Source organism: Motilibacter deserti, assembly GCF_011250635.1.
GTDB classification, from domain to species: domain Bacteria; phylum Actinomycetota; class Actinomycetes; order Motilibacterales; family Motilibacteraceae; genus Motilibacter_A; species Motilibacter_A deserti.
In genome coordinates, this window is the sequence record NZ_JAANNP010000001.1 from 836,239 (window position 1) to 862,538 (window position 26,300).

General features: G+C 72.7%; 31 protein-coding genes. 9 read left to right on the forward strand and 22 right to left on the reverse strand.

All coding sequences use genetic code 11. The features are described from left to right. Positions 1 to 44: 44 nt before the first annotated feature. On the reverse strand, positions 45 to 734 hold the full coding sequence (gene ftsE / locus G9H71_RS03895) for a cell division ATP-binding protein FtsE (RefSeq protein ID WP_166278068.1): 690 nt from the start codon (positions 732 to 734) through the stop codon (positions 45 to 47). Positions 735 to 881: 147 nt separating this feature from the next. Between ftsE and G9H71_RS03900 the strand changes: the two genes are divergently transcribed. Next, complete coding sequence (locus tag G9H71_RS03900) at positions 882 to 1,073, forward strand: hypothetical protein (RefSeq protein WP_166276088.1); 192 nt, start codon at positions 882 to 884, stop codon at positions 1,071 to 1,073. 49 nt (positions 1,074 to 1,122) lie between these two features. Here the strand turns inward: G9H71_RS03900 and prfB are convergent, their stop codons facing one another. Beyond that, on the reverse strand, positions 1,123 to 2,232 hold the full coding sequence (prfB, locus tag G9H71_RS03905; protein WP_166278071.1) for a peptide chain release factor 2: 1,110 nt from the start codon (positions 2,230 to 2,232) through the stop codon (positions 1,123 to 1,125). Positions 2,233 to 2,287: 55 nt separating this feature from the next. Here prfB and G9H71_RS03910 point away from each other — a divergent pair, with 55 nt between their 5' ends. Then, positions 2,288 to 2,575 carry a hypothetical protein gene (locus G9H71_RS03910; RefSeq protein ID WP_166278074.1) on the forward strand — a complete coding sequence of 96 codons (288 nt, stop codon included), beginning with the start codon at positions 2,288 to 2,290 and terminating at the stop codon, positions 2,573 to 2,575. Positions 2,576 to 2,600: 25 nt separating this feature from the next. On the opposite strand, the gene G9H71_RS03915 is transcribed toward G9H71_RS03910, so the two are convergent. Next, complete coding sequence (locus G9H71_RS03915) at positions 2,601 to 3,350, reverse strand: right-handed parallel beta-helix repeat-containing protein (protein WP_166278076.1); 750 nt, start codon at positions 3,348 to 3,350, stop codon at positions 2,601 to 2,603. 414 nt (positions 3,351 to 3,764) lie between these two features. Between G9H71_RS03915 and G9H71_RS03920 the strand changes: the two genes are divergently transcribed. Then, positions 3,765 to 6,092, forward strand: coding sequence for a HelD family protein (locus tag G9H71_RS03920; protein ID WP_231134008.1), 2,328 nt, complete (start codon positions 3,765 to 3,767; stop codon positions 6,090 to 6,092). Positions 6,093 to 6,195: 103 nt separating this feature from the next. On the opposite strand, the gene G9H71_RS03925 is transcribed toward G9H71_RS03920, so the two are convergent. The 8 genes from G9H71_RS03925 to fxsT all read right to left on the reverse strand — a co-directional run bounded on the left by G9H71_RS03925 (position 6,196) and on the right by fxsT (position 14,282). Beyond that, a complete protein-coding gene (locus G9H71_RS03925) occupies positions 6,196 to 6,645 on the reverse strand; it encodes a pilus assembly protein TadG-related protein (RefSeq protein ID WP_166278079.1) in 450 nt (149 codons plus the stop codon). Positions 6,646 to 6,749: 104 nt separating this feature from the next. Further along, on the reverse strand, positions 6,750 to 7,205 hold the full coding sequence (locus tag G9H71_RS03930; RefSeq protein ID WP_166278082.1) for a hypothetical protein: 456 nt from the start codon (positions 7,203 to 7,205) through the stop codon (positions 6,750 to 6,752). Then, entirely contained in the window at positions 7,202 to 7,624 is a 423-nt protein-coding gene (locus G9H71_RS03935; protein ID WP_166278086.1) for a TadE family protein, read from the reverse strand. Before G9H71_RS03935 ends, G9H71_RS03930 begins: the two co-directional genes overlap by 4 nt. A 50-nt stretch (positions 7,625 to 7,674) precedes the next feature. Continuing rightward, the gene (locus G9H71_RS03940; RefSeq protein WP_166279065.1) at positions 7,675 to 7,863 is read right to left on the reverse strand and encodes a hypothetical protein; all 189 of its coding nucleotides are present in this window, start codon (positions 7,861 to 7,863) and stop codon (positions 7,675 to 7,677) included. A 72-nt stretch (positions 7,864 to 7,935) separates the two neighbouring features. Beyond that, the gene (locus G9H71_RS03945; protein WP_166278089.1) at positions 7,936 to 8,874 is read right to left on the reverse strand and encodes a type II secretion system F family protein; all 939 of its coding nucleotides are present in this window, start codon (positions 8,872 to 8,874) and stop codon (positions 7,936 to 7,938) included. Beyond that, a complete protein-coding gene (locus G9H71_RS03950) occupies positions 8,871 to 9,731 on the reverse strand; it encodes a type II secretion system F family protein (RefSeq protein ID WP_166278092.1) in 861 nt (286 codons plus the stop codon). The genes G9H71_RS03945 and G9H71_RS03950 overlap by 4 nt, the downstream gene beginning before the upstream one ends. A 1-nt stretch (position 9,732) precedes the next feature. Beyond that, positions 9,733 to 10,965 (reverse strand): CpaF family protein, encoded by a 1,233-nt coding sequence (locus tag G9H71_RS03955; protein WP_331272730.1) that lies wholly within the window; start codon positions 10,963 to 10,965, stop codon positions 9,733 to 9,735. A 293-nt stretch (positions 10,966 to 11,258) separates the two neighbouring features. Further along, the gene (fxsT, locus tag G9H71_RS03960; protein ID WP_331272731.1) at positions 11,259 to 14,282 is read right to left on the reverse strand and encodes an FxSxx-COOH system tetratricopeptide repeat protein; all 3,024 of its coding nucleotides are present in this window, start codon (positions 14,280 to 14,282) and stop codon (positions 11,259 to 11,261) included. A gap of 261 nt (positions 14,283 to 14,543) precedes the next feature. On the opposite strand from fxsT, the gene G9H71_RS03965 reads away from it, so the two are divergent. After that, the gene (locus tag G9H71_RS03965; protein ID WP_166278098.1) at positions 14,544 to 14,924 is read left to right on the forward strand and encodes a hypothetical protein; all 381 of its coding nucleotides are present in this window, start codon (positions 14,544 to 14,546) and stop codon (positions 14,922 to 14,924) included. Positions 14,925 to 15,388: 464 nt separating this feature from the next. Here the strand turns inward: G9H71_RS03965 and G9H71_RS23380 are convergent, their stop codons facing one another. From G9H71_RS23380 to G9H71_RS04010, 9 genes are all read right to left on the reverse strand, one after another. Next, a complete protein-coding gene (locus G9H71_RS23380) occupies positions 15,389 to 15,841 on the reverse strand; it encodes a hypothetical protein (RefSeq protein ID WP_231134010.1) in 453 nt (150 codons plus the stop codon). A gap of 264 nt (positions 15,842 to 16,105) precedes the next feature. Further along, positions 16,106 to 16,348: a hypothetical protein gene (locus G9H71_RS03975; protein ID WP_166278101.1), complete on the reverse strand. Its 243-nt coding sequence runs from the start codon at positions 16,346 to 16,348 to the stop codon at positions 16,106 to 16,108. 68 nt (positions 16,349 to 16,416) lie between these two features. Further along, positions 16,417 to 16,956, reverse strand: coding sequence for a hypothetical protein (locus G9H71_RS03980; RefSeq protein WP_166278104.1), 540 nt, complete (start codon positions 16,954 to 16,956; stop codon positions 16,417 to 16,419). A gap of 317 nt (positions 16,957 to 17,273) precedes the next feature. Next, positions 17,274 to 17,690 (reverse strand): hypothetical protein, encoded by a 417-nt coding sequence (locus G9H71_RS03985; RefSeq protein WP_166278107.1) that lies wholly within the window; start codon positions 17,688 to 17,690, stop codon positions 17,274 to 17,276. 191 nt (positions 17,691 to 17,881) lie between these two features. Beyond that, positions 17,882 to 18,574: an SseB family protein gene (locus G9H71_RS03990; protein ID WP_166278110.1), complete on the reverse strand. Its 693-nt coding sequence runs from the start codon at positions 18,572 to 18,574 to the stop codon at positions 17,882 to 17,884. Positions 18,575 to 18,959: 385 nt separating this feature from the next. Next, positions 18,960 to 19,352: a hypothetical protein gene (locus G9H71_RS03995; protein ID WP_166278113.1), complete on the reverse strand. Its 393-nt coding sequence runs from the start codon at positions 19,350 to 19,352 to the stop codon at positions 18,960 to 18,962. Positions 19,353 to 19,600: 248 nt separating this feature from the next. Continuing rightward, positions 19,601 to 19,843: a hypothetical protein gene (locus tag G9H71_RS04000; RefSeq protein WP_166278116.1), complete on the reverse strand. Its 243-nt coding sequence runs from the start codon at positions 19,841 to 19,843 to the stop codon at positions 19,601 to 19,603. A 1-nt stretch (position 19,844) separates the two neighbouring features. Next, on the reverse strand, positions 19,845 to 21,353 hold the full coding sequence (locus tag G9H71_RS04005) for a putative T7SS-secreted protein (protein WP_166278118.1): 1,509 nt from the start codon (positions 21,351 to 21,353) through the stop codon (positions 19,845 to 19,847). Positions 21,354 to 21,356: 3 nt separating this feature from the next. After that, positions 21,357 to 21,686 (reverse strand): hypothetical protein, encoded by a 330-nt coding sequence (locus G9H71_RS04010; RefSeq protein WP_166278121.1) that lies wholly within the window; start codon positions 21,684 to 21,686, stop codon positions 21,357 to 21,359. Between the two features lie 179 nt (positions 21,687 to 21,865). Here G9H71_RS04010 and G9H71_RS04015 point away from each other — a divergent pair, with 179 nt between their 5' ends. The 4 genes from G9H71_RS04015 (at position 21,866) to G9H71_RS04030 (ending at position 24,302) form a co-directional block, all read left to right on the forward strand. Next, complete coding sequence (locus tag G9H71_RS04015) at positions 21,866 to 22,186, forward strand: WXG100 family type VII secretion target (protein ID WP_166278124.1); 321 nt, start codon at positions 21,866 to 21,868, stop codon at positions 22,184 to 22,186. Then, positions 22,183 to 22,482, forward strand: a complete 300-nt coding sequence (locus tag G9H71_RS04020; RefSeq protein ID WP_166278129.1) for a hypothetical protein — start codon at positions 22,183 to 22,185, stop codon at positions 22,480 to 22,482. Before G9H71_RS04015 ends, G9H71_RS04020 begins: the two co-directional genes overlap by 4 nt. Before the next feature lie 79 nt (positions 22,483 to 22,561). Further along, complete coding sequence (locus G9H71_RS04025; RefSeq protein WP_166278132.1) at positions 22,562 to 23,710, forward strand: zinc-dependent alcohol dehydrogenase; 1,149 nt, start codon at positions 22,562 to 22,564, stop codon at positions 23,708 to 23,710. 16 nt (positions 23,711 to 23,726) lie between these two features. Beyond that, positions 23,727 to 24,302: a hypothetical protein gene (locus G9H71_RS04030; protein WP_166278135.1), complete on the forward strand. Its 576-nt coding sequence runs from the start codon at positions 23,727 to 23,729 to the stop codon at positions 24,300 to 24,302. A 51-nt stretch (positions 24,303 to 24,353) separates the two neighbouring features. On the opposite strand, the gene G9H71_RS04035 is transcribed toward G9H71_RS04030, so the two are convergent. Both G9H71_RS04035 and G9H71_RS04040 read right to left on the reverse strand, forming a co-directional pair. Next, positions 24,354 to 24,809, reverse strand: coding sequence for a hypothetical protein (locus tag G9H71_RS04035; RefSeq protein WP_166278138.1), 456 nt, complete (start codon positions 24,807 to 24,809; stop codon positions 24,354 to 24,356). A gap of 54 nt (positions 24,810 to 24,863) precedes the next feature. Continuing rightward, positions 24,864 to 25,688 carry a hypothetical protein gene (locus G9H71_RS04040; RefSeq protein WP_166278141.1) on the reverse strand — a complete coding sequence of 275 codons (825 nt, stop codon included), beginning with the start codon at positions 25,686 to 25,688 and terminating at the stop codon, positions 24,864 to 24,866. Between the two features lie 167 nt (positions 25,689 to 25,855). Between G9H71_RS04040 and G9H71_RS04045 the strand changes: the two genes are divergently transcribed. Then, positions 25,856 to 26,290, forward strand: coding sequence for a group I truncated hemoglobin (locus tag G9H71_RS04045; RefSeq protein WP_166278144.1), 435 nt, complete (start codon positions 25,856 to 25,858; stop codon positions 26,288 to 26,290). The last annotated feature ends 10 nt before the right edge of the window (positions 26,291 to 26,300 follow it).

A 26,300-nucleotide genomic window follows, 5' to 3' on the forward strand; every position in this document is an offset into this window, starting at 1 on the left:
ATCAGGCCCTTTCTGCGAGACAGGTGGTTCGGGAGAGCTGCGGGTCAGCGGGTGTAGCCGTAGACGCCGCGGGACTGGTCGCGTACGACCCGCCCGCCGTCCAGCTCCACGACGCGCTTGCGCATCTGGTCGACGACGTCGTCGTCGTGGGTGGCCATCACGATCGTGGTGCCGGTGCGGTTGATCCGGTCGAGCAGCCGCATGATGCCGACGCTCGTGGTCGGGTCGAGGTTCCCGGTCGGCTCGTCGGCGAGCAGGATCGCGGGGCGGTTGACGAAGGCGCGGGCGATGGCGACCCGCTGCTGCTCACCGCCGGACAGCTCGTCGGGCATGCGGTTCTCCTTGCCCGACAGGCCGACGAGCTCGAGCACCTCGGGCACGACCTTCTTGACGGTGCTGCGCGGCTTGCCGATGACCTCGAGGGCGAAGGCGACGTTCTGCAGGACGGTCTTGTTGGGCAGCAGCCGGAAGTCCTGGAAGACGACGCCGATCTGCCGGCGCAGCGCCGGGACCTTCCACGAGGAGAGGCGGCCGACGTCGCGCCCGGCCACGAAGACCGAGCCCTTGGACGGAGTCTCCTCCTTGAACACCAGGCGGAGGAAGGTCGACTTGCCGGACCCCGACGGGCCGACGAGGAACACGAACTCGCCCTTGGCGATCTCCACGTCCACGTCCACCAGCGCCGGACGGGCGGTCTTGGAGTAGGCGTGCGTGACGGAGTCGAAACGGATCACGTAGCAGCCAGTCGGTCGAGGGGCGGTTGTGTAACGACTCCACCAGTCTAGGTGCGGGGGCCGCCCATCCCGGGCACGCTGGGCTTCAGCCGCGCGTTGTGCCGGCCGAGCAATACTGGACGGGACGACTTCGCGGAGAGGGGCCTTGTGGTCACCGCCTACGACCGGCGCAGCCCGCGCCCCGTGTGTGCCGCGTGCAACTCGCCGGTGGACGAGGGCAACTGCCCCACGTGCCGGCGCTGGCGCCCGGAGCCGCCCGGCGGGCCGTCGCCCGCGCTGCTCGCGGGCATCGCGGCCGCGCTGTTCGTCGTGTGGATGCTGCTGCTCGCGCTGACCTGAGCCCGGCCTGAGCCCGCTCGACCGCGCTTGGGCGCGCCGGCTCCCGCGATCAGGCGTTGGCGCCGGACTTGCGCCAGCGGATGCCGGCCTCGATGAAGTCGTCGATCTCGCCGTCGAGCACGGCCTGCGGGTTGCCGACCTCGTGCTCGGTGCGCAGGTCCTTGACCATCTGGTACGGGTGCAGCACGTAGGACCGCATCTGGTTGCCCCAGCTGCCGGAGCTGTCGCCCTTGAGGGCGTCCATCTGGGCCTTCTCCTCCTGCCGGCGCCGCTCGAGCAGCTTGGACGCGAGGACCGCCATCGCGCTGGCGCGGTTCTGGATCTGCGAGCGCTCGTTCTGGCAGGAGACGACGATGTTGGTCGGCAGGTGGGTGATGCGGACCGCGGAGTCGGTCGTGTTGACGCCCTGGCCGCCGGGGCCCGAGGAGCGGAAGACGTCGACCCGGATCTCGTCCTCGGGGATGTCGACGTGGTCGTCGGACTCCACGACCGGGAGCACCTCGACGCCGGCGAACGAGGTCTGCCGGCGGCCCTGGTTGTCGAACGGGGAGATGCGCACGAGCCGGTGCGTCCCCTGCTCCACGCTGAGGGTGCCGTACGCGTACGGCGCGTCGACCTTGAAGGTGGCCGACTTGATGCCGGCCTCCTCGGCGTAGGAGGTGTCGTAGACCTCGGTCTTGTAGCCGTGGCGCTCGGCCCAGCGCAGGTACATCCGCATGAGCATCTCGGCGAAGTCGGCCGCGTCGACGCCGCCGGCCTCGGCGCGGACGGTGACGAGAGCCTCGCGGGGGTCGTACTCGCCGTTGAGCAGGGTCGTGACCTCGAGGGCCTCGACGTCCTTGCCCAGCCGCTCGAGCTCGGCCTCGGCCTCCTCGCGGGTGCCGGCGTCGTCCTCGGCCTCGGCCAGCTCCCACAGCACGGAGAGGTCGTCCACGCGGCGCCGGATGTCGTCGATCTTGCGCAGGTTGCCCTGCAGGTGGGCGAGCTTGCTCGTCACCTTCTGGGCGGCCTCCGGGTCGTTCCAGAGGTCGGGCGCAGCCGACTGCTCCTCGAGCTCTGCGGCCTGCTGGCGCAGTGCCGGAAGGTCGAGCACCTTCTCGACGCTGACCAGGGTCGCGTCGAGGGACTTGAGCTGTTCGGAGAAGTCGGGGCCTGCCACGAGGGACAAGGGTACGGCCGGGGCGCGCTTTGTCGATCCGCCTACGCTGGGTGACGTGGTGGGGTGGCCCGAGGAGGACGTGGACCCGGACGAGGGCGGCCGCTGCGCGCACGAGTTCACCCGCTTCCGCCCGTGGCCGGTCACGCTGCGCTGGCGCTGCCGCCGCTGCGGGCTCGTGACCCGCTACTACGACGGGATGGACGTCGGCATGGGCCGGCCGATGACCCGGCACATGGACGTCGCCCTGCGCGGGGTCAACACGGTCAAGGACGAGGACGGCCTGGTGGAGCGGCTGCGCTCCCGGGTCGAGGCGGCCCGCGGGGTGCGCCGGCTGCGCGAGTAGCCGGCGCACCCCGTCCCCCTGGGCCTCAGCAGTCGAGGTACGTGCACCCGCCCGCCGCGTTGCCGGCGGCCCGGTTGCCGCCGAGGTCGACGGTGCCCTCCGGGGCGGAGAAGCCGAGCGCGGAGTTCCCCGTGGCGCGGTTGCGCACGAGCCGGTTGCCCGGCTCGTCGATGCGGAACCCGTGCTCGCCGTTGCCGACCGCCTCGTTGCGGTCGAGCAGGGCGCCTTCCGTCCAGAAGTCCAGGGCGAACCCGTCGTACCGGTTGTCGGCGGCGAGGTTGCGCTCGGCGACCGCGTCCTCGGCCTGGTAGAGCAGCAGCCCGTAGAACACATTGCGGTTGAGCTCGTTCCGCTCATAGGTGTTGCCGGTCGAGTAGCGGTCGATGACGCCGCCGTGGCCGTTGTCGTTGACCGTGGACCGCCGCACGGTCGTGTCCTCGCTCGACATCACCTCGATGCCGGCGAACTCGTTGCCGCTGGCGTCGACGCGCTCCAGGACGACGCCCTCGCCGTGTCCGATGGCGATGCCGATCGCGTTGTCGGTGGTCGTGACCCTGTCGATCCGGCCGCCGGCAGCCCGCTCGAAGTAGACGCCATGCGTGAAGCCGCGGACGGTGCCGCGGCGTACGACCACGCCGTCGTGCTCGCCGTAGTTGTCGATCCCGACCCCGCGGCCCGGCCCGGAGACGGTGTGGCCGGCCAGGTCGATCGTGATGCCGGGGGCGCCGACGAACAGGCCGGTGCCGCTGCACTCGAGGTCAGTCGTGAGCCGCACGCTGGTGGTCAGGACTGCACCGCACTCCACGGCGGGGGCGACCCGGGCAGGCGTGGCCGCCGCGGCCGGGGCGGCGGCGGGTGGCGGCGGCGGCGAGCGCGGTGGGGAGGGCGAGACGGCGGGACAGCATGGGAGGCCTCCGGGAGGGTGGGCCGAGCGCGGGTGGCTCCGGCTCGGGGCGCCGGCCCGGTCGGCCGGACGCCTGCCGAGCGTCGCCCGGCGGCCTGTCATCCGGCTGTCAGTGGGCTGTCGCAGACTCGGGCGGCGCGGCCCGGGCTCGCCGGGCGGGATGACGGGGCGAAGTCGGGCTGTTGGACACGCGGGTGGCCGAGCGCAAAGAGCGCGCGGTCAGGCCACGGGCCGGTGACAATGTGGGGCGGCGTCGACGCCGTGGACCAGGACGACAGGAGCTCCTTGAACGGCGTACAGGCGGACCCGGTGCCGGCACCCCGGCTGGACGATGAGCTCGACGAGGTGCAGGCCGAGGAGCAGGACGAGGCGCACCCCGCGGCGGAGCTGGTCGCCCGCGAGACGGCAGCCGAGCAGGCGCACCTGGACGAGGTCTACGCGCACCTCGACCGGCGCCGCGCCGAGGTGTCCGCACAGCTGGCCAAGGCCGAGCGCGCCCCCACGGCGGGGACCCCGGCGGCCCGGGTCGAGCGCGACGCCCTCGTCCGGATGTACTCCGAGCGCGCCGCCACGCTGCGCGGCGTCGAGGAGCGGCTGCTGTTCGGCCGGCTCGACATGGTCGACGGCGCGAGCCACTACGTCGGCCGGGTGGGGCTGTCGACCGACGACCGCGTCCAGCTCCTGCTCGACTGGCGCGCGCCGGCCGCCGCCGCGTTCTACCAGGCCACCGCTGCGACCCCGCTCGGCGTCGCGCGCCGCCGCCACCTGTCCACCGAGCAGCGCCGGGTCACGGGCATCGAGGACGAGCTGCTCGACACGAGTGCCGGCGGCCATCCCGCGGTCGCCGGGCAGGGCGCGCTGCTCGCCGCGCTCAACGCGCGCCGCAGCGGCCGCATGCGCGACATCGTGACGACCATCCAGGCCGAGCAGGACCGCATCATCCGCGCGCCGCTGCCCGGCGTGCTCGTCGTCCAGGGCGGGCCCGGCACGGGCAAGACGGCCGTGGCGCTGCACCGGGCGGCGTACCTCCTCTTCACCCACCGCGAGCGCATCGCCTCCTCCGGCGTGCTGGTGGTCGGGCCGAACCGCGCGTTCCTGCGCTACATCGAGCAGGTCCTGCCGAGCCTCGGCGAGACCGGCGCCGTGCTCTCGACGCCGGGCCAGCTCTTCCCCGGCGTGGACGCCACCGCCCTCGAGTCGGCGGACGCCGCGGCGGTCAAGGGCGGTCTGCGCATGGCGGACGTCGTCGCGCAGGCGGTGCGCAACCGGCAGCGGGTCCCGGGCAAGCCGCTGCGCCTCTCGGTCGACGGCGCCCAGGTGACGCTGCGCCCCGCCGACGTCGTCTTCGCCCGCGACCGGGCGCGGGCGAGCCGCAAGCCGCACAACGCGGCGCGCGTCGTCTTCGTCAAGGCGGTGCTGGAGCGGCTGGCCCGCCAGCTCGCGGCGGCCCAGCGCGTGGAGCTGAACGAGGACACCCGGCCCGGCCTGCTCGCCGAGCTGCGCGAGTCGCGCGACGTGCGGCGCGAGGTCAACCTCTGCTGGATGCCGCTGACCCCGCAGAAGCTGCTGACCGAGCTGTACGCCGACCCGGCCAAGCTCGCGGCCGCCGCGGACGGGCGGCTGAGCCGCGCCGAGCGCCGGCTGCTGCGCCGGGACCCGGGGTCGGCGTGGACGCCGGCGGACGTGCCGCTGCTGGACGAGGCGGCCGAGCTGCTGGGCAGCGACGACACCGCGGCCCAGCTGGACGCCGCGCGCGCCGCCGCCGAGCGCAAGGCCGAGCGGGACTACGCCCAGCAGGCGCTGGCCATGTCGGGCGCGGCCGGGATGCTGACCGCCGACGACCTGCTCGACCGCTACGCCAGCGACGCGGCCAGCCTGTCGGTCGCGGAGCGGGCGTCCGAGGACCGCGAGTGGGCGTTCGGGCACGTGATCGTCGACGAGGCGCAGGAGCTCTCGCCGATGCAGTGGCGGCTGCTCATGCGGCGCTGCCCCACCCGGTCCATGACGGTCGTCGGCGACATCGCGCAGACCGGCGCGCTGGCGGGGGCGTCGTCGTGGGGCGAGATGCTCGACCCCTACGTCGAGGGCCGGTGGCACCAGGAGCAGCTGACGGTGAACTACCGAACTCCGCGTCGGGTGATGGAGGTCGCGAACGACGTGCTCGAGGCGGCGGGGATCCCTGCTGCCGCGGCGAAGTCGGTGCGCGACGTGCACTGGGACCCGACGTCGCACTCGGTCGCGCCACGCGACGCGGCTGCGTTGCTCGATGTCGTACGCGACGAGCTCGGCCACCTCGACGGCGGCCGGCTCGCGGTGCTGACGTCGCGGGCGGACCAGGAGTGGGCGGTGGGGGTGCTGCGCGACGCGCTGCCCGCGGGCAGCGTGGGCGACGGCCCGACCACCCTCGACTCCGCGGTGTCCGTGATGACGGCGACCGAGGCGAAGGGGCTCGAGTTCGACGCGGTCGTGCTCGTCGAGCCCGCGGCCCTGCTGGCGGAGTCGGCGCGCGGGGTCAACGACCTGTTCGTCGCCATGACGCGGCCGACGCAGCGGCTGCGGGTGCTGCACTCCTCCGCGCTGCCGGCGGGGCTCGGGGGGCTGCGGGCGGCGTGACCCGCGGTCGGCCGGGCAGCTGGGTTGCCCGATGCGGCAAGTCGCTGACGATGTCCGCCCCTGACGCGTCCCCGTCCCCGACCCGGCGGCGCCCGGGCCGCCGCTACCCGAGCGGCGAGCGTGCGCTGGCAGCCGCGGTGAGGCGCACGCTGCCGCGCCCGAAGCCGAGGATGCCGGTGAACGGCAGCCGCGCGGTGGCGGCCAGCTGCACGGTGACGGTGGTCCGGCTTTCGTCGAGCGCGACCCGCGCGACGCGCGCGTCGGGAAACTTCGCCCGCAGCTGCGTACGCGTGAGCTGGCGGTCGGCCCGGGCGCGCGCCGCCGAGGCGCTGAGCGGCAGGCTCGTGAGCGAGCCGTCGTAGAGCCGGTCGCGGTCCACTCCCCCGGCGGCCGCGAGGGCGGTCGAGTCCGCGGCGCCGGCCAGGGTGCGACGGGCGAGGTAGGCCGACGAGACGTCGGTGACCACGGCGATCAGGGCCATGACGACGACGGCGAAGCCGAGGATCAGTGGCGTGATGGTGCCCGTGTCACCGCGGGGACGTCGACTAGTCATCGGTACTGGCCGGGACATCGCTACTGCCTCGACATCGCAGGTGGCCCGGGGCCTCGGCACAGGTCCCAAGGGCGGCACTGGTCCGGACGTCCGTACCGGCGCGGTCATCGGTACTGGTCCACGAGCTCGACGTGCCGACCATGGACCCGCACGGACGAGCCGCCGAGCCACTGCGGCACGAAGGGGAGCGGCACGCTGGCAGTGAGCTCGACCGTGACGGCCGACCCCGGGCGCAGGCTGCCGGTGATGTCGAGCTCGCGCCGGTCCAGCTCGGCGCCGAAGTCGCGGAGGGCGACCGACGCGGCGGCAACAGCCCGCGCCTCCGCCCGCGCCTGCGCCGCCGTGCCGCTGCCCGAGGTGCTGACGTACGCACGGCCGGCCTCGCGCGTCGCGGCCGTGACCGCGTACGCCGTGCCCTGCGCGCGGAAGACGGCGAGCAGCACCCAGGTCAACGGGATCAGGAGCAGCACGCCGAGCCAGCAGAACTCGACCAGCGCGCTGCCCTCCTCACAGGCCGCGTCCCGGTGCAGGCGGCGGGCAGCGCAACGCGCGCGTCTCACGGCGTGATCGCCTCCTCGTCGAGGGCGTGAGCGGTGACGGTGAGACCGTCCGGGACGCCGGCCAGCCAGCCGACGAGCGGCAGGTCGGCCGTCACGCGTACCTCGACGACCGGGAGGCCGCGCTGCATGACGCGGCGCGCCGTGACTGTCGGGCCGAGCCGGTCGCCGAACGTCTGCCGCACGAGCTGCCGGGTGTGGGCCGCGCCGTCCTGCGGCCGGCGGTCCGCGTTCGCGGCGTAGCGCGCGCCCTCGGCCGCGTCGGCCGTGAGCGTGTTGCGCACGTGCAGGACGACACCGAGCTGGAGCAGCGCGACGAAGATCGGCACGATCATTGCGGTGACGAGGACGAACTCGACCAGCGCCGCACCCGAGTCGTCGCGCACCCCGAGCCGAGCCTCGGCAGCCGACCTGGCTCCCACGCCCAGTCCTGCCCCGGCGACCGGCCGAGCGCCGGGGACCGGCCCAGGCCTCACGAACCCGCGCCCGGTCCCGTCACCGAGTCCATCGCCGAGTTGAACATCTGCTGGAGCTGCTCGCTCGCGACGCCCCAGATGATGACGACGAGGCCGGCGGTCATGACGGTGATGAGGACCCAGGCCGGGACGTCCCCGCGGTCACGGCGGCCGAGCCGGCCGGTCATCGCGTCGGAGGCGCGCATGAACGCTGCGGTGGCAAGAATGGCGAGCTGCATTTCGGGAGTGTCTTTCTCGTGGAGGAAAGGAAGGAGCGGTCAGCCCGCGACGTCGAGGGTGACCAGTCCGGGAAAGAGCGCGAAGGCGACGGTGATGGGCATGACGAGGAAGACGACCGGCACCATCATTGCGACCTCTTTGCGCCCGCCGGCCTCGAGCAGGGCGCGCTTGCCGAGCTCGCGGACGTCGGCGGCCTGGGCGCGTAGCACATCGGCGAGGGGTGTGCCGCGTTCGACGGCCACCGCGACGCCGTCGACGAAGCGGGACAACGGGGCGAGGCTGGTGCGGGCGGCCACGCCTTGCAGGGCGGTGACCAGGCTCGCCCCGGAGCGCGCCTCGGCGAGCGCGCGGCCGAGCTCTCGCGTCAGCTCACCACTGCTGATCGACGTGACCCGCTCGAGCGCTCCGACTGCCCCTTCGCCCGCACTGACCGAGAGTGCGAGCAGCTCGGCGATGGTCGGGAACTCCTGCAGCATCCGGCGCTCGCGGCGGGTGACCTCCTGGCCGAGCTGGTAGTCACGGGCGAGGACGCCGCCGGCGGCCGCGAGCAGGCAGAAGACGAGAAGCACCACCGGTTGCGTGGACCGCCCGCTGGCGAGCAGCAGCAGGCTGACGAGCAGCGCGAGCGCGAGCGCGACGGCACCCCAGAGCACCTGCTCGACGCGGAACTGGTCGAGCGTCTTCTCCGAGCCCGACTGCTCGAGCTTGCGCCGGATCGACGCGCTGCCGCCGAGGACCCGCTCCAGGAGCCGCCCGGCGTCGGCGACGGACGGCCCGACGATGCGCTCGAGCGTGGGGAAGGGCGTGACGGCGCGCGAGGTGCGCAGCAGTCGTGACTGACGCGGCGTGTCCCGCAGGTAGGGCGCGAGCCGGTCGTCCAGCGTGGGACGGCGGAACACGGGTAGCCGCCAGAGCGCCGTGACGAGGCCGAAGCCGGCCACCAGCCCGAGCAGTGCGCCGGGGAGCAGGCCGTTCACCGCAGTACCCGCTCTTCCTCGGGCAGCCGGGCGATGCGCAGCATCAGCCGGTACGCCACGAGGCAGAGCCCGCCCCCGCCCGCGAGCAGGAGCGCACCGGCCGCGCTGTTGTAGGCGTCGACGCCGTCGGGGTTCAGCGAGAGCATCGCGAGCACGAGCCACGGCGACGCCACCGCGAGCCGGGCGCCGTTGACCGTCCAGGACTGGCGGGCCTGCAGCTCGGCGCGGGCACGCGCCTCCTCGCGGAGGAAGCCGGAGAGCGTCCGCAGCAGCCGGCCGAGGTCGGACCCGCCGACCTCGCGGGCCATCCGCAGCGACTCGACGATCCGGTCCCCCACCGGGTCGGCGAGCGAGGCCTTCAGCCGATCGAGGCTCTGCGTGAAGCGGCCGGTGGCGCGGTAGTCCTCGCCGAAGCGGACGAAGTGCGCACGCACCTGCTCGGGGCCGCGTACGCCCACCTGGGCCAGCGCCTCGGGCAGCGAGAGCCCAGCGCGTACGCCCGACGCGAGGTTGTCCACGACCTCGGGCCAGACCTCACGCAGGTCGGACTGGCGCTTGCGCTGCCGGTAGCGCACGAGCACCAGCGGCGCGTACGCCGCCATCAGCGCGAACGCGAGCGCCACGACCGGGGAGCGCGACACGACCAGCATCGCCAGCAGGACGACGAGCCCGGTCCCGAGGCAGGAGCCGATCAGTGCCAGCGGTGTCACCGACTCGATGCCGGCCTGCGCGAGCATGTCCGCGAGCCGCTCGCGCAGCGCGGGCTTCGTGCGGACGCGCGGGGGACGGGGCGGACCGAACGCGGACCAGACGAGGAAGAGGCCGATCCCGAGGGTCAGGCCGAGGAACGCGCCCACGTCACGCCGCGCTCTCGCCGGACAGCAGCGCCGGCAGGCTGTAGCCCGCGCGCTCGAACCGGTCCTGGTGCGGAGGCCAGCCGTCCGCGCGGACGAGCTCGCCCCGCCGGGTGGTGAAGATGTCCGCCGTCTCGATCACGTCGCCCTCGACCCGGCCCGGCACCGCGACGATCTCGCGCACGCGTCGCCGGCCGTCTGCCTCGGTCGCGGCGTGCACGACGAGGTCGATGCAGGACGCGACGGTCGGGACGACGAAAGAGTGGCTGACGTTCTCCCCGGCCAGCAAGGGAAGAGTGCAGAGCTTCGTGACCGCCTCGCGGGCGCTGTTGGCGTGGATCGTGCACATGCCCGGCAGGCCTGAGTTCAGCGCGATGAGCAGGTCGAGGCTCTCCTCCTGCCGGACCTCGCCCACCACGATGCGCGAAGGACGCATCCGCAATGCTTCCTTCACCAGACGCCGGAGCTTGATCTCGCCGGTGCCCTCCAGGCTCGGCTGCCGGCACTGCATCGCGACGACGTCGGGCAGCGGCACCTTGAGCTCGAAGACCTCTTCGCACGTGATGACCCGCTCGCGAGCGGGCACCGCCGCTGTCAGGCAGTTGAGCAGCGTCGTCTTGCCCGCCTGCGTGCCGCCGGCGACGAGGACGTTCAGCCCCGCCGCCACCGCCGCGTCCAGGAACCGCGCGGCCGCAGCGGTCAACGACCCGAGCGCGACCAGGTCCTCCAGATGCGTCGCCTTCACCACGAACTTGCGGATATTGACCGACCAGTGCGCCCGCGTCACGTCCGGGATCGCCACGTGCACGCGCGACCCGTCCGGCAGCGACGCGTCCACGAACGGCGTCGACAGGTCCACCCGTCGCCCGGACGCCTTCAGCATCCGCTCGACCAGGTCGCGCACGTCGTCCGCGGTCAGCACCGTCGTCGTCAGCTCCGACACCCCCTGCCGGGCGACGAACACCTTCGACGGCTCGTTGATCCAGATCTCCTCGACGGCAGGGTCGTCGAGGTAGCGCTGCAACGGCCCCAGCCCGGCGACCGCGTCGAACACGTCCCGCGCCGCCTCGCGCGGGTCCGCCAGCGCGGGCAGACGCCCGTCCAGCGACCGCTCGTCGTACTCCGCGATCACCTCGTCGACGAGCCGGCGCACCACGGCCGGGTCCGCGACCGGGTCGATCCCCCGCCGCCGGACGAGCTCACGGACCTCGTCCTCGACCACACCCACAGCACGCACTTCGACCGCTCCCCGTCGCGCCAACCCGACAACGGGAATAGTGCACAGACACCGGAGCGCGTGGTTCCGTCGTCCACAGGCGATTCGCTCGAACGTGCGGAGGCCAAAGTCCCGATCGGTGGAAGCGTCGACGGAGGAAGATCGCCGCATCCGGGCAAAGCGCGCGCGCATCACCGAGCGCCGTCGGGTTCGCCCCATCTCGGTCGAGATCAGTGCCGACCGGACGTTCTCGTCGAGGCCGTCCAGCCTTCAGCGATGTCAACAGAGAGCGAGGGCGTGAGCGCCGTCCTGGCTCAGCCGAGAGCGCGCGCAACGGGCGAACCAGAGTTCGCCAGATGCGGCGTGCGGCCGTTTCCACGATCATGCGCGTCGCTCAAAGCGCTCTCCGAGGACACCGTGATGGCCTGCTCCGGGCTGAGGGCCTGCTGGCAGCGCCGGACCGTGTCGCCGCCCAGATCCCGCGCCCCCTCGACGTCACCCACCGCAGCTCGCGCCCGGATGAGCGCCGCCGCCACGAGCAGGGCGATCGGGTGATCGGGGCCCAGCCGCCGCGTACACCGTTGAAGTGCCTCCTCGCCCACGTCGTGCGCGGCCTCGAAGTCCCCCTCGCCATTGAGGGCATGGGCCACCGCTCCCGCGGCGAGCAGGGTCCGCGGATGGTCCGGCCCGAGGACGCGGCGGCAGCGCGCGAGGGTGTCCTCCCCGAGTGCGCGCGCCGACGCCGTGTCGCGCAGTTCGACCCGCGCGAGCGTCAGGGCAGCCGCTGTCCAGAGCGTCGTCGCGTGGTCGGGGCCGAACACCCGACGGCAGCGGTGCAGCGTGTCCTCGCCGAGCACGCGCGACGCGCCGGCCTCGCCGACCTGGACCCGGGCCGTCGTGAGCGCCGCCGCGGCCCACAGGGTGGTCGCATGGTCCGCCCCCAGCACCCGGCGGCAGCGGCCGAGCGTGTCCTCCCCCAGGGCGCGCGCCTGCTCGGCGTCTCCCGTCGCGGCCAGCGCCCCGGTGAGGGCCGCCGCGGACAGCAGGGTGACCGCCGCGTCCGCGCCGAGCACGCGGCTGCATCGGCGCCACGTGTCCTCCGCGAGGGCGCGCGCGGCGACGACGTCGCCGGAGAGCCCCAACGCCTGGATGAGCGCCGCCGCCGTCCACAGGGTCGTGGGGTGGTCGGATCCGAGCACCCGCCGGGCTCGGTCCAACGTGTCCTCGCCGACGCCGCGCGCCTGCGCGACCTCGCCCAGCTGGACCAGCACGCGCGTGAGGCTGCTCGCCGCCGTCAGGGTGTCGGGGTGGTCCGGGCCGAGAGCCGTCCGCCGGCGCTCGACCAGGGGCTCGCAGACCGCCCGGCTCGCCACGCTGTCGCCCCGGGCCTGCAGGTAGCGGTCGATGTCCAGCACGAGGCGCCGGCCGGCCGGTGAAGCCTCCGCGTCGGCGGCGGCCGCGAGCACGTGCGGCGCGAGCTCGGCGTACGCGTCCCACCGGGCCGGGTCCTCGGGAGTCCCCGGCAGTGCGGCGGCCAGCAGCGCTACGGCCTGCTCCGCGGCTGCCTGCCGTCGCCCGGGCTCGAGCCGCTCGCGGACCGCGGCCTGCACCAGCCGGTGGACCTGGAACCCGCTGCGGTGGCGCCGGGCGAGCGAGTAGCTGACCAGTGAGCCGACGGTGTCGCCCAGCGCGTCCTCGTCAGCCGCAGCCGTGCGCAGCGGCTCGTCGAGCGGGTCGGGCCGGCGGGCGAGCAGGGACAGCGGCACAGGCTCCGGCGCGAGGAACGCGGCCAGCTCCAGGAGCTGCACCGCGGCCGGGTCCTGGTCGCGCAGCCGCTCCACGGACAGCGCCCAGGCGGTGTCGACCCGCCCGGCGTACCCGGGCACCTCACCGCGGGCCAGCAGCGTGGCGCGGCGCGTGCGGTAGCGGCGCAGGTAGTCGCCCGGCGGGAGGTCGGTCTGCTCGAGATATGCGGCAGCCTGAGCGGCCGCCAGCGGCAGGTCCCCCAGCTCCGCGGCCAGGTCGTCCCCCTGCGACTGGCTCAGCGCGGGGATCCGCGCCCGCAGCAGGGCGATCGTCTCGGCCCGCGGCAGCACGTCCACCTCCAGCCGGCCGCCCAGCGCGCCCCAGCCCGGGAACCGGGACGTGACGACCACGTGCCCACCGCCGCCGGGCAGCTCATCGACGATGTCGGACGGGCGGACGGCATTGTCGAAGACGAGCAGCCAGCGGTCCCGCCCGCGCAGCTCGACGAGCAGCCGGTCGATGGTCTCCGCGTGGGTACGCCCGGGCGGCAGGCCGAGGCGGGCGGCCAGCGCCGTGAGCTGCTCGCCGATGAGGACCGGTCGCTCGGCGTCTATCCACCACACGACGTCGTAGTCCGCGGCGAACCGGTGTGCGTACTCGATCGCCAGCTGGGTCTTGCCGACGCCGCCCATCCCGTGCAGCGTCTGCACCGCTGCCGAGCAGTCCCCCGACGCCAGCCGCGAATGCAGCTGCTCGATCAGGCCGCCGCGACCGGTGAAGTGCGCGTTGCGCGACGGCAGCTTCTGCACCCGGGCCACCGGAGGATCGACACGCACCGGGGGCGTCCAGTCCAGGCGCGGGTCCTGGGCGAGGACGGCGGCCTCCAGGTCGCGCAGACGGCGGCCGGCATCGATGCCGAGCTCGTCGGCGAGCCCGGCGCGGACCCGTCGGTAGGCGCTCAAGGCGTCGGCCTGCCGGCCGCAGCGGTAGAGGCTGAGGATCAGCTGGCGGTGCAGCTCCTCGACCAGGGGATGCGCCCGCACCAGTGCCTCGAACTCGCCGACGAGCTGCGCGTGCCGCCCGAGCCCGAGATCGGCCTCCACCCGCGCCGTCAGGCAGGCCAGCCGCTGCTCCTGCAGCCACGGCCTCTCCGCCTGCGCGAAGGGCTCGTCGACGAACTCCGCGAGCGGCTCCCCCCGCCAGAGCTGCAGGGCCTCGGCCAGCCGGTCCGCGGCCGTCTCCGGGCCAGTTGTCGCCGCCTCGGCCCCCTCGCGGGCCAGCCGCTCGAACCGATGCAGGTCGAGTGCCTCCGGGCCCAGCTCCAGCACGTAGCCGGGCCCGTGCCGACGGAGCGTGCAACCGGGCCCGTCCGCCAGCACCTTCCGCAGCCGGGAGACGTAGACCTGCACGATGTTGACTGCGCTGGCCGGGGGCTCGGTCGCCCACAGCCCCTCGACCAGCTGCTCGACCGGAGCCACCCGGTTGGCCCGCAGGGCGAGCATCGCCAGCACGGCGCGCTGCTTCACGCCCCCGAGCGGGAGCGGGCGCCCCTGGTCCCACGCCTCGAGCGGCCCGAGCATCCGTATGTCCACGGGTGGGCCTCCGATCCCGGCCGGCCCAGGGCGAGGAATCGCCCTGTGAACGGCCGCTCGTCCGACGGTCCCCCCGCTGACAGAGGAAGGAGCTCGGGCGAGGCGCAGGAGATACCCGAACGCCGCTTCGGGACTGTGACGGCGGCGTTCAGCCGCCGTTCAGCCCCGCTACAGCCACGTCCCCCAACGTCATGGCGGTAGGCACCCCGCCTGCAGCACCGGCCCGGAGAGCCCGGCGCCGGAGACGAGAAGGAGATCGACATGCCCAACGTCAAGGTCAAGTTCGACCGCATCCAGGTCGACCGCAAGGGTGAGCCGCTCCAGAAGGGCAAGCTCTACTGGAAGCTCAGCGTCAACGGCGCCGTCGTCGAGGAGCGGAACAAGGCCAACCCCCAGCTCGTGCAGAACGGCAGCAACGTCGACCTGGCCAGCTCCCGGTCGGTCGAGCTCAAGCCCGACGAGGACCTCCGGGTCAGCGGCTTCATCGCCGAGTCCGACAGCCTGACCTCGGGCAAGGACGAGATGCTCGTCATCGACCGCACCTTCGACCGCTCCGAGAACTGGGGCTCGGGCCACCAGCGCGTCAACCGGGTGGACCGGGGCCTGGACTGCACGCTGCACTACGACGTCACCGTCGAGTAGCACGGCTCGATGCCCTGTCGAGGGTGGTGGGGCGGGTGGCGGAGCTGGCATACGGCACCGCCACCCGGTCCTCGCGCCCACAGCAACGCAGAGGCTCGCCGCGCCGCACCGGCCGTGCGTCGATACACGCCACCGCCCCGCTGGCGCCGCATCGCCAGCGGCCGCGCTAGGTCGAGCACCGACAGGACGCCCCCATTCCCGCCGACACATCGGTGGGCATCGTCCACCACGGAGCCGACAGGGCGTACAGCACACACCGTGCAGCCGGCTCAGCGCAGGCCGACCGCAGGGCCTGCAGGGCGGCGAGGTGGCGGCCACGCGCCTCGACGGCCTCGGCGTCGTCCCGCGGCTGCTCCCGGGGGCGGTCGGCGGCGCCCGGCCCGCGGTCGCGACGCCGGAACATCTCGTCACCCCCTCGCTCCTGGCAGCTTCAGGAGCCGAGCCCCCCGGATGTATGGGCGAGCTCAAGCCGGCGCGCAGCCGCTCGCGTTGCCAGACTGCCGCACCTTCTCCTTCAACCACCCGGGGAGCGACTCCTCGTCGCGCGGGAACATCTCCAGGTCCTCGACGTACGTCTCCGGCACGACGTCGAACCGCCACTGAGGCTCGTGGTCGTAGTCCAGGTCGATAGACAGTCGCCCGTCCGGCGTGACTCCGACGCGTGCGGTGTACCAGGCGCCCTTCCCCTGCTGGTACAGCTGCTCTCGAAGAGCCCTCAACGCCTTGCCGAAGTCCCAGGAGACGTTGTCGAGGTCCACCTCCCTGCCGTCCTGCATCCGCGCAACGGCCCGCCACTCCGCTGTCTTGCCCGCGCGGGCATAGGTTCCTTCCAGCTCGCCCCATCCGGCCGGCGCCGCATCCACGAGTGCGCGCGCGATGCGGGCGTACAGCTCACCGACGGGATCAGATGCGTTCATCGCTCACATTCCCTTCGCATCGACGGCTCCCCCTTGGAGGACCCGGCCTGCAGGGTTCATCAGGACCGCAACGGGTCGAGCAGAAGCGCCACAACGCCGCCCTTATCGCCTCGCGCGCCGCGGGGCCGGACGTCTTGTTCGCCATGGTCCGCACGCGCACCACCTACCAACCACGGGCGCCCACGCCCGCCCCGGAGAAATCCCTCGCGGCTTGACGCCACAGGACCACCCGAATCGGGGAGGGTACGTGCGCTCGGGACGCCGTCAGGCGGCATAGTTCGTGCGGTCAGGGAAGGCTGAACCGGAGTTCAAGATATTCGAGAGGCGCTTGCGCGCATTGGAGAAGTCGACGCCCGGCGGGTCGCTGTCCGGCGACTCCAGCTGCGTCACCTCGCCCGACTCCTTGTCCAGCTCGAGCAGGCCGAGGTTGTCCTCCGTGGGACCGAACCTGTATCGCACCCGCGCCTCGTCCTCCTCCACCTTGCAGAGCATCGTGAACGGCGCCATCTCAACGGTTCCTTTCGTGAACGTCAGCTCCGGGATGCCACTTCGGTGCTGCCGAAGTGCACCCCTGATCAGTCTCGCGCCAGCTCCTGTGTCGTACCGCCGACGTCCGTCAGCTCCGCCCGGGGCGCGGTCACCTCGAACACACCCGGCTCGACCTCCTCGCCGGCCAGCGCCGCGATGAGCCCCGGGTCGTCCTCGAGCAGCAGGAGCCGTGCCTGCCCCGCACTGTGCAGCACGATCCGGGCCCTCGCCCCGTGCCATCGGCATGCCAGCACCAGCTCGAAGACCTCGTCCACGTCAGCCAGGGGCGCCACCGCACGCCAGACCTGCGGGCGGACCGGCTCGAAGCCAGGCAGCGGCGCCGCCTCACCCACGGACACCAGCTCCAGCGTCGAGGAGCCCGGCACCAGCGCCGCCGGCAGGTCCAACCCCCGCCACGTGGCCCTCGGCCCCACCAGGTGCAACGGCGGGAAGTAGCCCGCCGCCCCGCGCCACCCAACCGCCAGACCGTGAAACACCGCGAGCAGCTGGTCGGACCCGTCCGCACCCAGCCGACGCAGCTCCGTCCCGATCGGCACCCGCGTCCGCTCGAGCATCCACACCGGCACGGCCGAAGGCCCGTACAGGAAACCGCTCTCGTACGTCGGCCACGGCCGCACCCCCGCGTCACCGGACGCTCCAGCCGCATCAACGGGTCGACCTCGAACCGCACCACGAACACCTCGTCCGGCACGCCGCCGAACGGCCCCGTCGGCCCACCCGGGCGTACGCCGTCACGAGCTCGTGCGGCCCCATCCCGGCCACGTCGACCGCGCGCACCACCGGGCCACCAACCGAGAGTAGCCCTGCTCCAGCACGCCCCGGCCAAGCCACGGCACCAACAGCTTCTGCAGCAGCTCTGGCGACAGCCGCGCCCCGCCCGACGTCACCCGTCCCTCCGCACCGGCAAGTCCTTCTCCTCCACCCGGACGTGGGTCAGCTCCGCCAGGGGGGTGCTGCCCCGCCATCCGTCGTGCTGGCTTCCCTTCGCGCCGTTGGCGGCAGCCCATGCAGGCCCCGCGTTCGTGTAGTACCAGACGTGCTCGGCGTCGGCGAGCCCCTCGAGATAGACCTCGGCACCCCGCCAAGTCGCGGAGACTTCCCTCGCCAGCAATCGCTCGAGTGCCGACTCCTTGATCTTGACCCGGTCGTCGCGAGCCCCTGCGGTCTGGCCGAGGAGATCCTCGTCGGCGAACGCACCGCGACCTACCCCGCTCAGATCGAGGAGGACGTAGCCACGGCCGGAGGCACGCACCGCGTACTCCGCGCCGTGGTAGACGGCGTAGGTGCCGGACGCCGTCACCGCAGGACCGCCGTTCACCCGGCCCTGACCCACCTCTCATCGAGCTTGTCCCGAGACGTGTCCGCCGCCCGCCCGGTCCACCCGTCCGTCGTGACCTTGGCCAGCGCCTCCCCGACCTGCCGGAACGACGCCCCCTTCTGCCGCGCCACGCCGGCCTTGGGATCACCCGAGGGGCATACGGCGCCAGCCTCTCAACGCACCCGTGCCGCCGGGACCTGATCCGCCAACTGTCGGAGGACGCCTTCATCGAGGGTGATGAGGTCGACGGTAGGCAGGCCAGGAGTAGCGCCCAGATACTCCGCAATGCGCTGCGCCGACGAAGAGGTCACGCTTGCACCACCCAGCGCGACGGTGAGTAGCGGCCGACCGTGTGCCGCCCGCTCGAAGACCCACAGCTCGGCTCCGGGTGGCAACGGGCACGCCAATAGCGCGTCGAGAAGACGAGGGGGAACGTCATCTGCGGCGCGTGCCCGCAACGGCTCCGACGTTCTGGTCACACCGTCCGGTCCGGTTGCCAGCCCGTCGAGCGCGAGCGACAACTCCTGCAACCCGACCTCCACGGGGTTCGGCCCGGCCGGGTCGAAGAGCACGCCGACGACGCCCTGTGCCGCCGCCAAGTCGACCAGGTCCTTGCCTGGCACCGAGCCCGCCCGATCGGCGGCTCCCCACGCTTGCAGCGCGTCCGGGCCGGAGAACGCCGGCAGCAGTCGGCGACCGCCCGCATCGGTGGCGACCAGCGGAGCTATGAGCCCTTGCTTTGCGGTCGTGGGCACGAGCACCTGGCCGCGGTGCAGCGCCGCAGCAACCCCTCCTGCGTCGACCACTGCCAGCGCAGCACGAAGCGGCTCGTTCACCTGCACCCTCACCGTTTCCCTGCCGCTCATGCCCCAGCCTTTCGCTGGCGGAATCTTCCCGTCGCCACGTCCTGCGCGTCCGCTGCCGTCCTCGTCACACTGCACCACGCTGTGGGCCGGGAGGTCGGCGGGTGAGCACGACCGTTCGCCCACACTGACGACGGATCGCTCACCTCCCACAACAGGACATGCACAGCCTCACCCAGCTTCGGCTCGTGCCACGGCCCACCGTCACGTCGCGTCACGAGCAGCACCATCGGGCCGTCAGGCTCGGTGTCGGGCACGTCGAGCCGAACGTAATCCGACGAAAGCTCCGGGCCCGGCACGGGCTCGTGCACCTGGACCCGGCGGGGAATGTTCCAGAAGTATTGATCCCCGCTCGTGAGCCAGGCCTCCCGATGGGTGTTGGCCGCGGTCACCGTGGCAGCCAGTCGCCAGGGCGGCGTGTCCACGGCTCGTTGACACCCTCGATGCGGACCGTATCGACGGCGTCGCCCGCGCCCTCAATGTGGTACTCCGGCCACCCACCGGGATTCCCGTCCAGCGGCAGCGCAGGGCGCACCTCGGTGACGGCACCCGGATCGACGAGACGGCCCTCGATCAGGAAACGGCCCGGGTTCTCGTCGGGAAGGCCTGCGTCAACACGGAAGCCCGAGCTGAGCGAGGGATCCTTCGGCGTCCATGACATCCCACTCGGCAGCGAGCCTCGCTGCAGTCCGCCGATTCCGTCCTGTGCCTCGCCGTAGACCCGCCACACCGTCATTCCCTCCTGGGGAACGGCGATCGGGTCCTCGAAGCCGTCGAGCAACGTCCCATCGGATGTCCCGCCTGCATGGGCCGGCACCTCGGACAGGCTGTGGTCGGAGACCTCACCCGGCCTTCGGGGCTCATCAGGACGGCAACGGGTCGAGAAGAAGCGCCACAACACCGCCCTTTTCGCCTCGCGCGCCGCCGCGCCGGACGTCCCCGTTCGCCTTGGTTCGCCATCGACGGCCCGAGTCCCGGTCGCGGCGACGGCACGGGCTCGGCGGAGCGCCTCATGCGCTCAAGACACATTCAGGCGGCATAACTCGTGCGGTCGGGAAAGGCTGAACCAGAGTTCAGGATCTTCGCGAGGCGCTTGCGTGCGTTGGAGAAGTCGACGCCCGGCGGGTCGCTGTCCGGCGACTGCAGCTGCGTCACCTCGCCCGACTCCTTGTCCAGCTCGAGGAGTCCGAGGTTGTCCTCGGTGGGACCGAACCTGTATCGCACCCGCGCCTCGTCCTCCTCCACCTTGAGAAGCATCGTGAAAAGCGCCATCTCAACGGTTCCTTTCGTGAACGTCAGCTCCGGGATGCCACTCCGGTTGCTGCCAAGTGAACCCCTGAGCCTTGACGGCCTCGTGGGCCTCCGGGTAGGGCACGCCGTGCTGGCGCATGTAGTTCGACTCAGCGAGCTCGTGGCGGAGCAGGTCGAGGTCGTTCGGCAACGGCTTCCCGGCCGAGAGGCGGCGCCAGGCATCGGCGATGTCGGGGTCGGAGTCGAAGACATCAATGCGACCGTCGCCGAGGTCGTGCTGTTCGTGGAACAGATGCCTCTCGATCTGCTCGATCTGCCTGCGGGCCATCCCCGAGGACCGGGCGATCTCGTCAAGCGACCCTTCCCCGCCCGACCGCACCGCCTCGTAGTAGTCCTGCGAATAGCGGTCACGGAGGCGATAGGCGCTCAGCGAGTCCGGGTCCGAGATCCGCGACAGTACGTCGTCCCACTCCTGAGGGCTCCTGATCCCCGAGCTCCGCACGAGGTCGCTCAGGCCGTCGAGGCCGTCTGCGGCGTGGCGGGCGTCGTTCAGGCCGTCGAGCCCGTCCGCGCCCCGCCCCAGCGCGGCGAGGTCGGCCAGCGCGTCCGCGCCCTTCAGCCCGCGGGTGACCGCAGCGGCCGTGCCACCGGTGAACACCGCCGCCACCAGGTCCGGCACCAGATGCCCCAGGGCGCGGGAGGGGTCGTCGGCCCACGTGTCCCAGTCCAACAGCCCCTTGCCCAGCTGCTTGCCGAACTCGACCGGGTCGTCCTTGAGCGCCTGCAGCAACGCCCCGGCCTGCTCGAGCGTGAGCCGGTTGCGCATGGCCAGCTCCTCGAGGGTCAGGTCGCCCGAGAGCACGGCCTGCAGGTCCGCGATCGGCCGCCACAATGGCGTCGTGACCAGCTTGCCCAGGTCCCAGAGCGCCTCCCCCGCGCCTACGAACACCCCGCCCACCGCCGCCGCGGCCGACTCCAGCCAGTTGCGCTTGTCCGGCGCGTCCGCGCACCCGGCCCGCACCTCGCCCGCGCACTCGTGCGCCGCCGCGTCCAGCGCTGCCCGCGCCGAGGCCAGCTCCGCCAGCGCTCCGTCGCGCACCCCTTGCCCGGGGTCGGAGAACGGGATGATGGTGAGCGTCAACGTCGTGCCCTGCGCCGCCGCGTCCGCGACCTCACGCCGCGCCCGCGCCACGTCCGCGTCATAGGCGGCCCGCGCGTCCCGCGTCACCTGCTCCCCGCGCGCGTACTCCCCCTCGGCCCACTCGGCCCGCGCCTGCGCGTCCGCGAGCGCGTCGGCCCACCCCTCCAGCGCCGCGGCCGCCCGCTCGAACCCGGCCCCCGCCTTGTGCCAGCGCTCGGGCTCGGCGTCGAACTTGTCCCGGAACGTGTCCGCCGCCCGCCCGGTCCACCCGTCCGTGGTGACCTTGGCCAGCGACTCCCCGACCTGCCGGAACGACGCGCCCTTCTGCCGCGCCACGCCGGCCTTGGCCCGGACCGCCCCGGGATCACCCTTGATCGAGAAGTCCGGCACCGCTCAGCGCCCCATCACGCGCACCGCGCGGACGTCACCGGCCACCGCCGTCATCCGCTCGTTGCCCTGCGCGTCGAACTCGGCGTAGTTCGTCGCGACCTGCCCGAGGCGGCCGCCCATCTCCTCCACGTCCCCGACCAGGTTGTTCATCCCGCGCTCCCAGCGGTCCTTGAACTCCTCGACCGCGGACCACACCACGTCCGAGCCCAACGCCGCCTCGCCCGGCACCAGGTCCTCGACGTCCTTGTCCTTGAACAGCTGCACCGTCTCCGCGACCCCCTGCGCCGCAGCAGCCAGCGACTGCAGGTCCACCTCGAAGTCGTACGACGGCACCCCACACCCCCAGAACCACGGACAACCGGCGGCAGGCTACCTACCGCGAGCACACCCGGGCAGAACATCCCCGCCGGCCGCCCGGGCCGCGCGCCGCCCGACACCACCCGATCGGGCGGCGCTCTCCGAGTGCCCCCGTGGGCCCGATGGGACAGTAGATCGACGGACGGAGGAGGACGATGGCCGACACCCAGCTCGAGCTCGGCGCCCAGGCGCGCGCGGCGCAGACCGTGCAGCAGGCGCTCGACCCTATCCAGACCACGCTGAGCAGCCTCGCCGACGCGCTGCAGAGCTCCGGCTCGGGCTTCGCCGGCGGGGCCGCGGCCGGGTTCGCCGAGGCGGCGACAGCGTGGTTCGAGGCGGCGCAGGACCTGCTCCCCGCGCTGCAGGAGTACGCCGGCAACCTCGTCGCGACCGACGTGACCGCCGCGACCACCGACGCCGAGCAGCAGGCCGCGTACGCCGCCCGGCTCGCCGGCCGTCTCGGAGGCCCGCAGTGAGCGGGCGCGGCCTGGTCGTGCACGTCGCCGACCTCGAGGCCATGGAGCACGCGATGACGCTCGCCCACGAGCAGATCCTCGAGCAGGTCAAAGCCGTGCTCGACGACGTCAACACCCATATCACCGGATGGTCGGCGGCCACCGCCTCCCGCGCCGCGGAGATGGACCACCAGCGCCGGCTGCGCGACGGGGTCGAGAGCCTGTGCAGCGCGCTCGAGCGCGTACGCGCCGCCCTCGCCGAGGTCCGCGCCGACGCCCACGACACCGAGGTCCGCAACGTCGCCCTGCTGAGCTGACCCGTCCCGGTTGAGCGCCCTCTCCCGGGGCACAGTCCGGCCGTCTGACGGGGCAGGGCGAGGGTGAAGGGCGACAGCCATGCGCGCGATGGTCTACCGCGGGCCCTACCGGGTCCGCGTCGAGGAGAAGGACATCCCGCCGATCGAGCATCCGAATGATGCGATCGTGCGGGTCACGATGGCCGCCATCTGCGGCTCCGACCTGCACCTCTACCACGGGATGATGCCCGACACCCGGGTCGGCATGACGTTCGGACACGAGTTCATCGGCGTGGTCGAGCAGGTCGGGTCGTCCGTCCAGAACCTCAAGGTCGGCGACCGGGTGATGGTCCCGTTCAACATCTACTGCGGGTCCTGCTTCTTCTGCGCGCGCGGCCTCTACTCCAACTGCCACAACGTCAACCCGAACGCGACCGCGGTGGGCGGCATCTACGGCTACTCGCACACCTGCGGTGGCTACGACGGCGGCCAGTCCGAGTACGTCCGGGTCCCCTTCGCCGACGTCGGCCCGAGCCTCATCCCCGACTGGATGGACGACGAGGACGCGCTGCTCTGCACGGACGCGCTGTCGACGGGCTACTTCGGCGCCCAGCTCGCGGACATCGTCGAGGGCGACGTCGTGGTCGTCCTCGGCGCCGGCCCGGTGGGGCTCTACGCGGCGAAGTCGGCATGGTTCATGGGCGCCGGCCGCGTGATCGTGATCGACCACCTCGACTACCGGCTGGAGAAGGCGCGCACGTTCGCGCACGCCGAGACCTACAACTTCACCGAGTACGACGACATCGTCGTGCACCTGAAGAAGATCACCGACTACATCGGCGCGGACCGGGTCATCGACGCGGTCGGCGCCGAGGCCGACGGCAACTTCCTCCAGCACGTCACCTCGACGAAGCTCAAGCTGCAGGGCGGCTCGCCGATCGCGCTCAACTGGGCCATCGACGGTGTGCGCAAGGGCGGCACGATCAGCGTCATGGGCGCGTACGGGCCGCTCTTCAGCGCGGTGAAGTTCGGCGACGCGATGAACAAGGGGCTGACGCTCCGGATGAACCAGGCGCCGGTGAAGCGCCAGTGGCCACGGCTCTTCGAGCACATCCGCAACGGCTACCTGAAGCCGAACGACATCGTGACCCACCGCATCCCGCTCGAGCACATCGCCGAGGGATACCACATCTTCTCGGCGAAGCTGGACGGCTGCATCAAGCCGATCATCCTCCCGAACGCCTCCTGACGAAGGGCAGCAGACGATGGCCTACACGCCGGAGAAGCCGCCGCTTCCCGAGACGACGGAGCAGTTGCGCGCCCGCATCCCCGGGTGGGGGGTCGACCTCGACCCCGAGGACCGGCCGGCGGTGCCGCGCGAGCGCTTCGACCCCGCGGCGAGCGGGGCGCGGTGGGAGTTCCCCGAGCGCCAGCCGGAGAAGTGGCCGCGCGAGCGCTCGATCGAGCACAAGTTCCTGACACCCGTCTTCGGCACGTCCACCCCTCCGAAGGGCCTGTCGGGGGTCATCCGCCGCCACGCCTACGCGAAGTACAGCGAGGGGCGCGCCGCCCACTGGCTGCTGCTCGTTGCCGCCGACCGGGTCGACCGGACCGAGCACGTGCTCGCGTCCTTCCTGACTCCGCGGCCGGACAACCCGGTCACCGAGACCGGCGTGCTCAGCGAGCCGAAGAGCCACCCGGTGTCCAGCCGGTTCGGCCAGAAGCGCGCCGACGTCAACCACCAGTGGCTGGACCCGATCCTCGTCGGCGGGCCGTGGGTGCTCAGCGGCATCGTCGCCTACCGGACCGTGCGCGGGGCCGTGCGCCGCATCCGCCGCTGAGGGCGGCCGCAGCCGGCACCAACGAGCCGCGGACGCGATCGCCCGTCGCCGTCACCGTGCGGGCTCGGCCAGCTTCCAGCCGTCCCCCGCGGCCTCGACCTCCGGGCCGCCGATGTTTGCCTGCGGTCGGCCGTTCCCGTCCGCTGCCTGCACCCGCACCCGCCCCGTCGCGCCCTGCTGCACGGTGATGGTGAAGGGCAGCACACCGCTTCCGGAAGCAGAGTTCTGCTGACTCTGCGGTGTCACGGTCACGCCCGCAGGGGGCTCGAAGGTGATGGACCCGCCGAGCCGGGGGTCGACGCAGAACCACAGGGTCGTCGAGGCCCCGTAGGCGTGCGTCTCCCCTGTCCAGTGGAACCCCACCGCCGCCGCCGCGTCCTTGCCCTGCAGCGACACGTGGTTGCAGTCGGCGGGCCGGGCGGGCGCCCCGGACGTGCCTGCGTCGGAGCCGCACGCCGCGAGCACGAGCACGGCGGCGAGCGGGAGGGCGGCAGTGGCGGGTCGCACGGCCTCATTGTCGGTCCCGGCCCCGCCCCTTCGCAGGGACGGGGCCGGAAGGCTTCACGGCACGACGCGGTAGCTCAGCTGGGCACTGAACCCGACCGGGCCGTCGACGCGGCCGTGGAACGGGTGCCACTTGCCGTCCTGGTTGCGCGTCGGGGCCGTCGCCCAGGCGGTCGCCCAGTCGGCCTCGCTGTCACTGCCCTGGCCCCAACTGGGCCCGAGGCCGTGCACGCACAGCTCGAAGAAGTCGCAGTCGTCGTCGTACATCTCGACCGCGGCCGTGATGGTGGGCGCGGTGTTGGGCACGGTCAGCACGAGCCCGTGCAGCGACGTGCCGACGCCGTTCAGTCCGTCCCCGTCGATCTGCCGGCTCTCGTCGATCGTCACCTGCGCGTCGCCCGCCCGGCCGTACACGCTCATGTCGCCCGCCGACCAGAAGTCGCTGTCGTCCCAGACGTCGGCGGTGTCGAAGCGCACCTGCACCCGGCCGCGCTGCGTGCTGACCGTGCTCTGCCGGGCGACGGCGGCCCCGGAGGCGTCGATCACGGTCGCCCACCACGTGTAGTCGTTGGCGGGGCTCAGCCCGTCGACGCTGAGGACGTGCGTGGTCGACGGGACGCTGACCACCTTGGCGCCCGCCACGCCTCCGGTGGAGTCGAAGAGGTAGTAGTAGGCGGTCGTCGGCACGTTGGTCTGCAGCGTCGTCGTCACGTTGCTCAGGCCGGCGCCCGTCTGCGCCGCGGTGATGCACACTCCGTCCTTGCACGTGTCGGCGTGCGCTACGCCGGTCGAGGCGAGCGAGGCCGACAGCGTCGCGAGCACGAGGGCGATCGCGGAGAGGATGCTGGTGAGAGGCCGCTTGGCGGCGGGTCGGTTCGTCATGCCCACAGGACACTCCGCTCCGCCCCCTTCCCGGCAGAGCATCGATTGCTCAGCTCAGGCAGTGGCACGGGCGACGTGAGCAAGAAATGCTCAGGCCCGGCCCGCGCGCCCGTGGTGCAATCGCTGTGACGGCGGGAGACCCCGCGCAGAGCGAGGAGGCGGACCGCATGGCGACGACGGAGGCGCGAGAGCAGGACGGCCCCGAGCCGGCGGACGACCCGCTGCACGCGGAGGCCATGGCGACGGGGAGCCTCTACGACCAGCTGGGCGGTGGCGCTGGGCTGCGGACGGCGGTGGCCGTGTTCTACGCCCGCGTGGTGCAGGACCCGCTGCTCGCGCCGTGGTTCGCCGGAATCGACCTCAAGCGGCTCAAGAGCCACCAGCACGCCTTCCTCAGCACGGCGGTCGGCGGCCCGGACGTGTTCACCGGCCGGACGATGGCCGCGGCCCACGCCGGGCTCGCCGTCACCGACCCCGCGTTCGACGCGATCGTCGAGCACCTCGCGGCCACGCTGCGCGACCTCGACCTCGAGCCCGGTGCGGTCGCCGAGGTCGTCGAGCGGGTCGAGGCGCTGCGCGCCGACGTCGTCGAGCACGACTGACAAAGCCCTT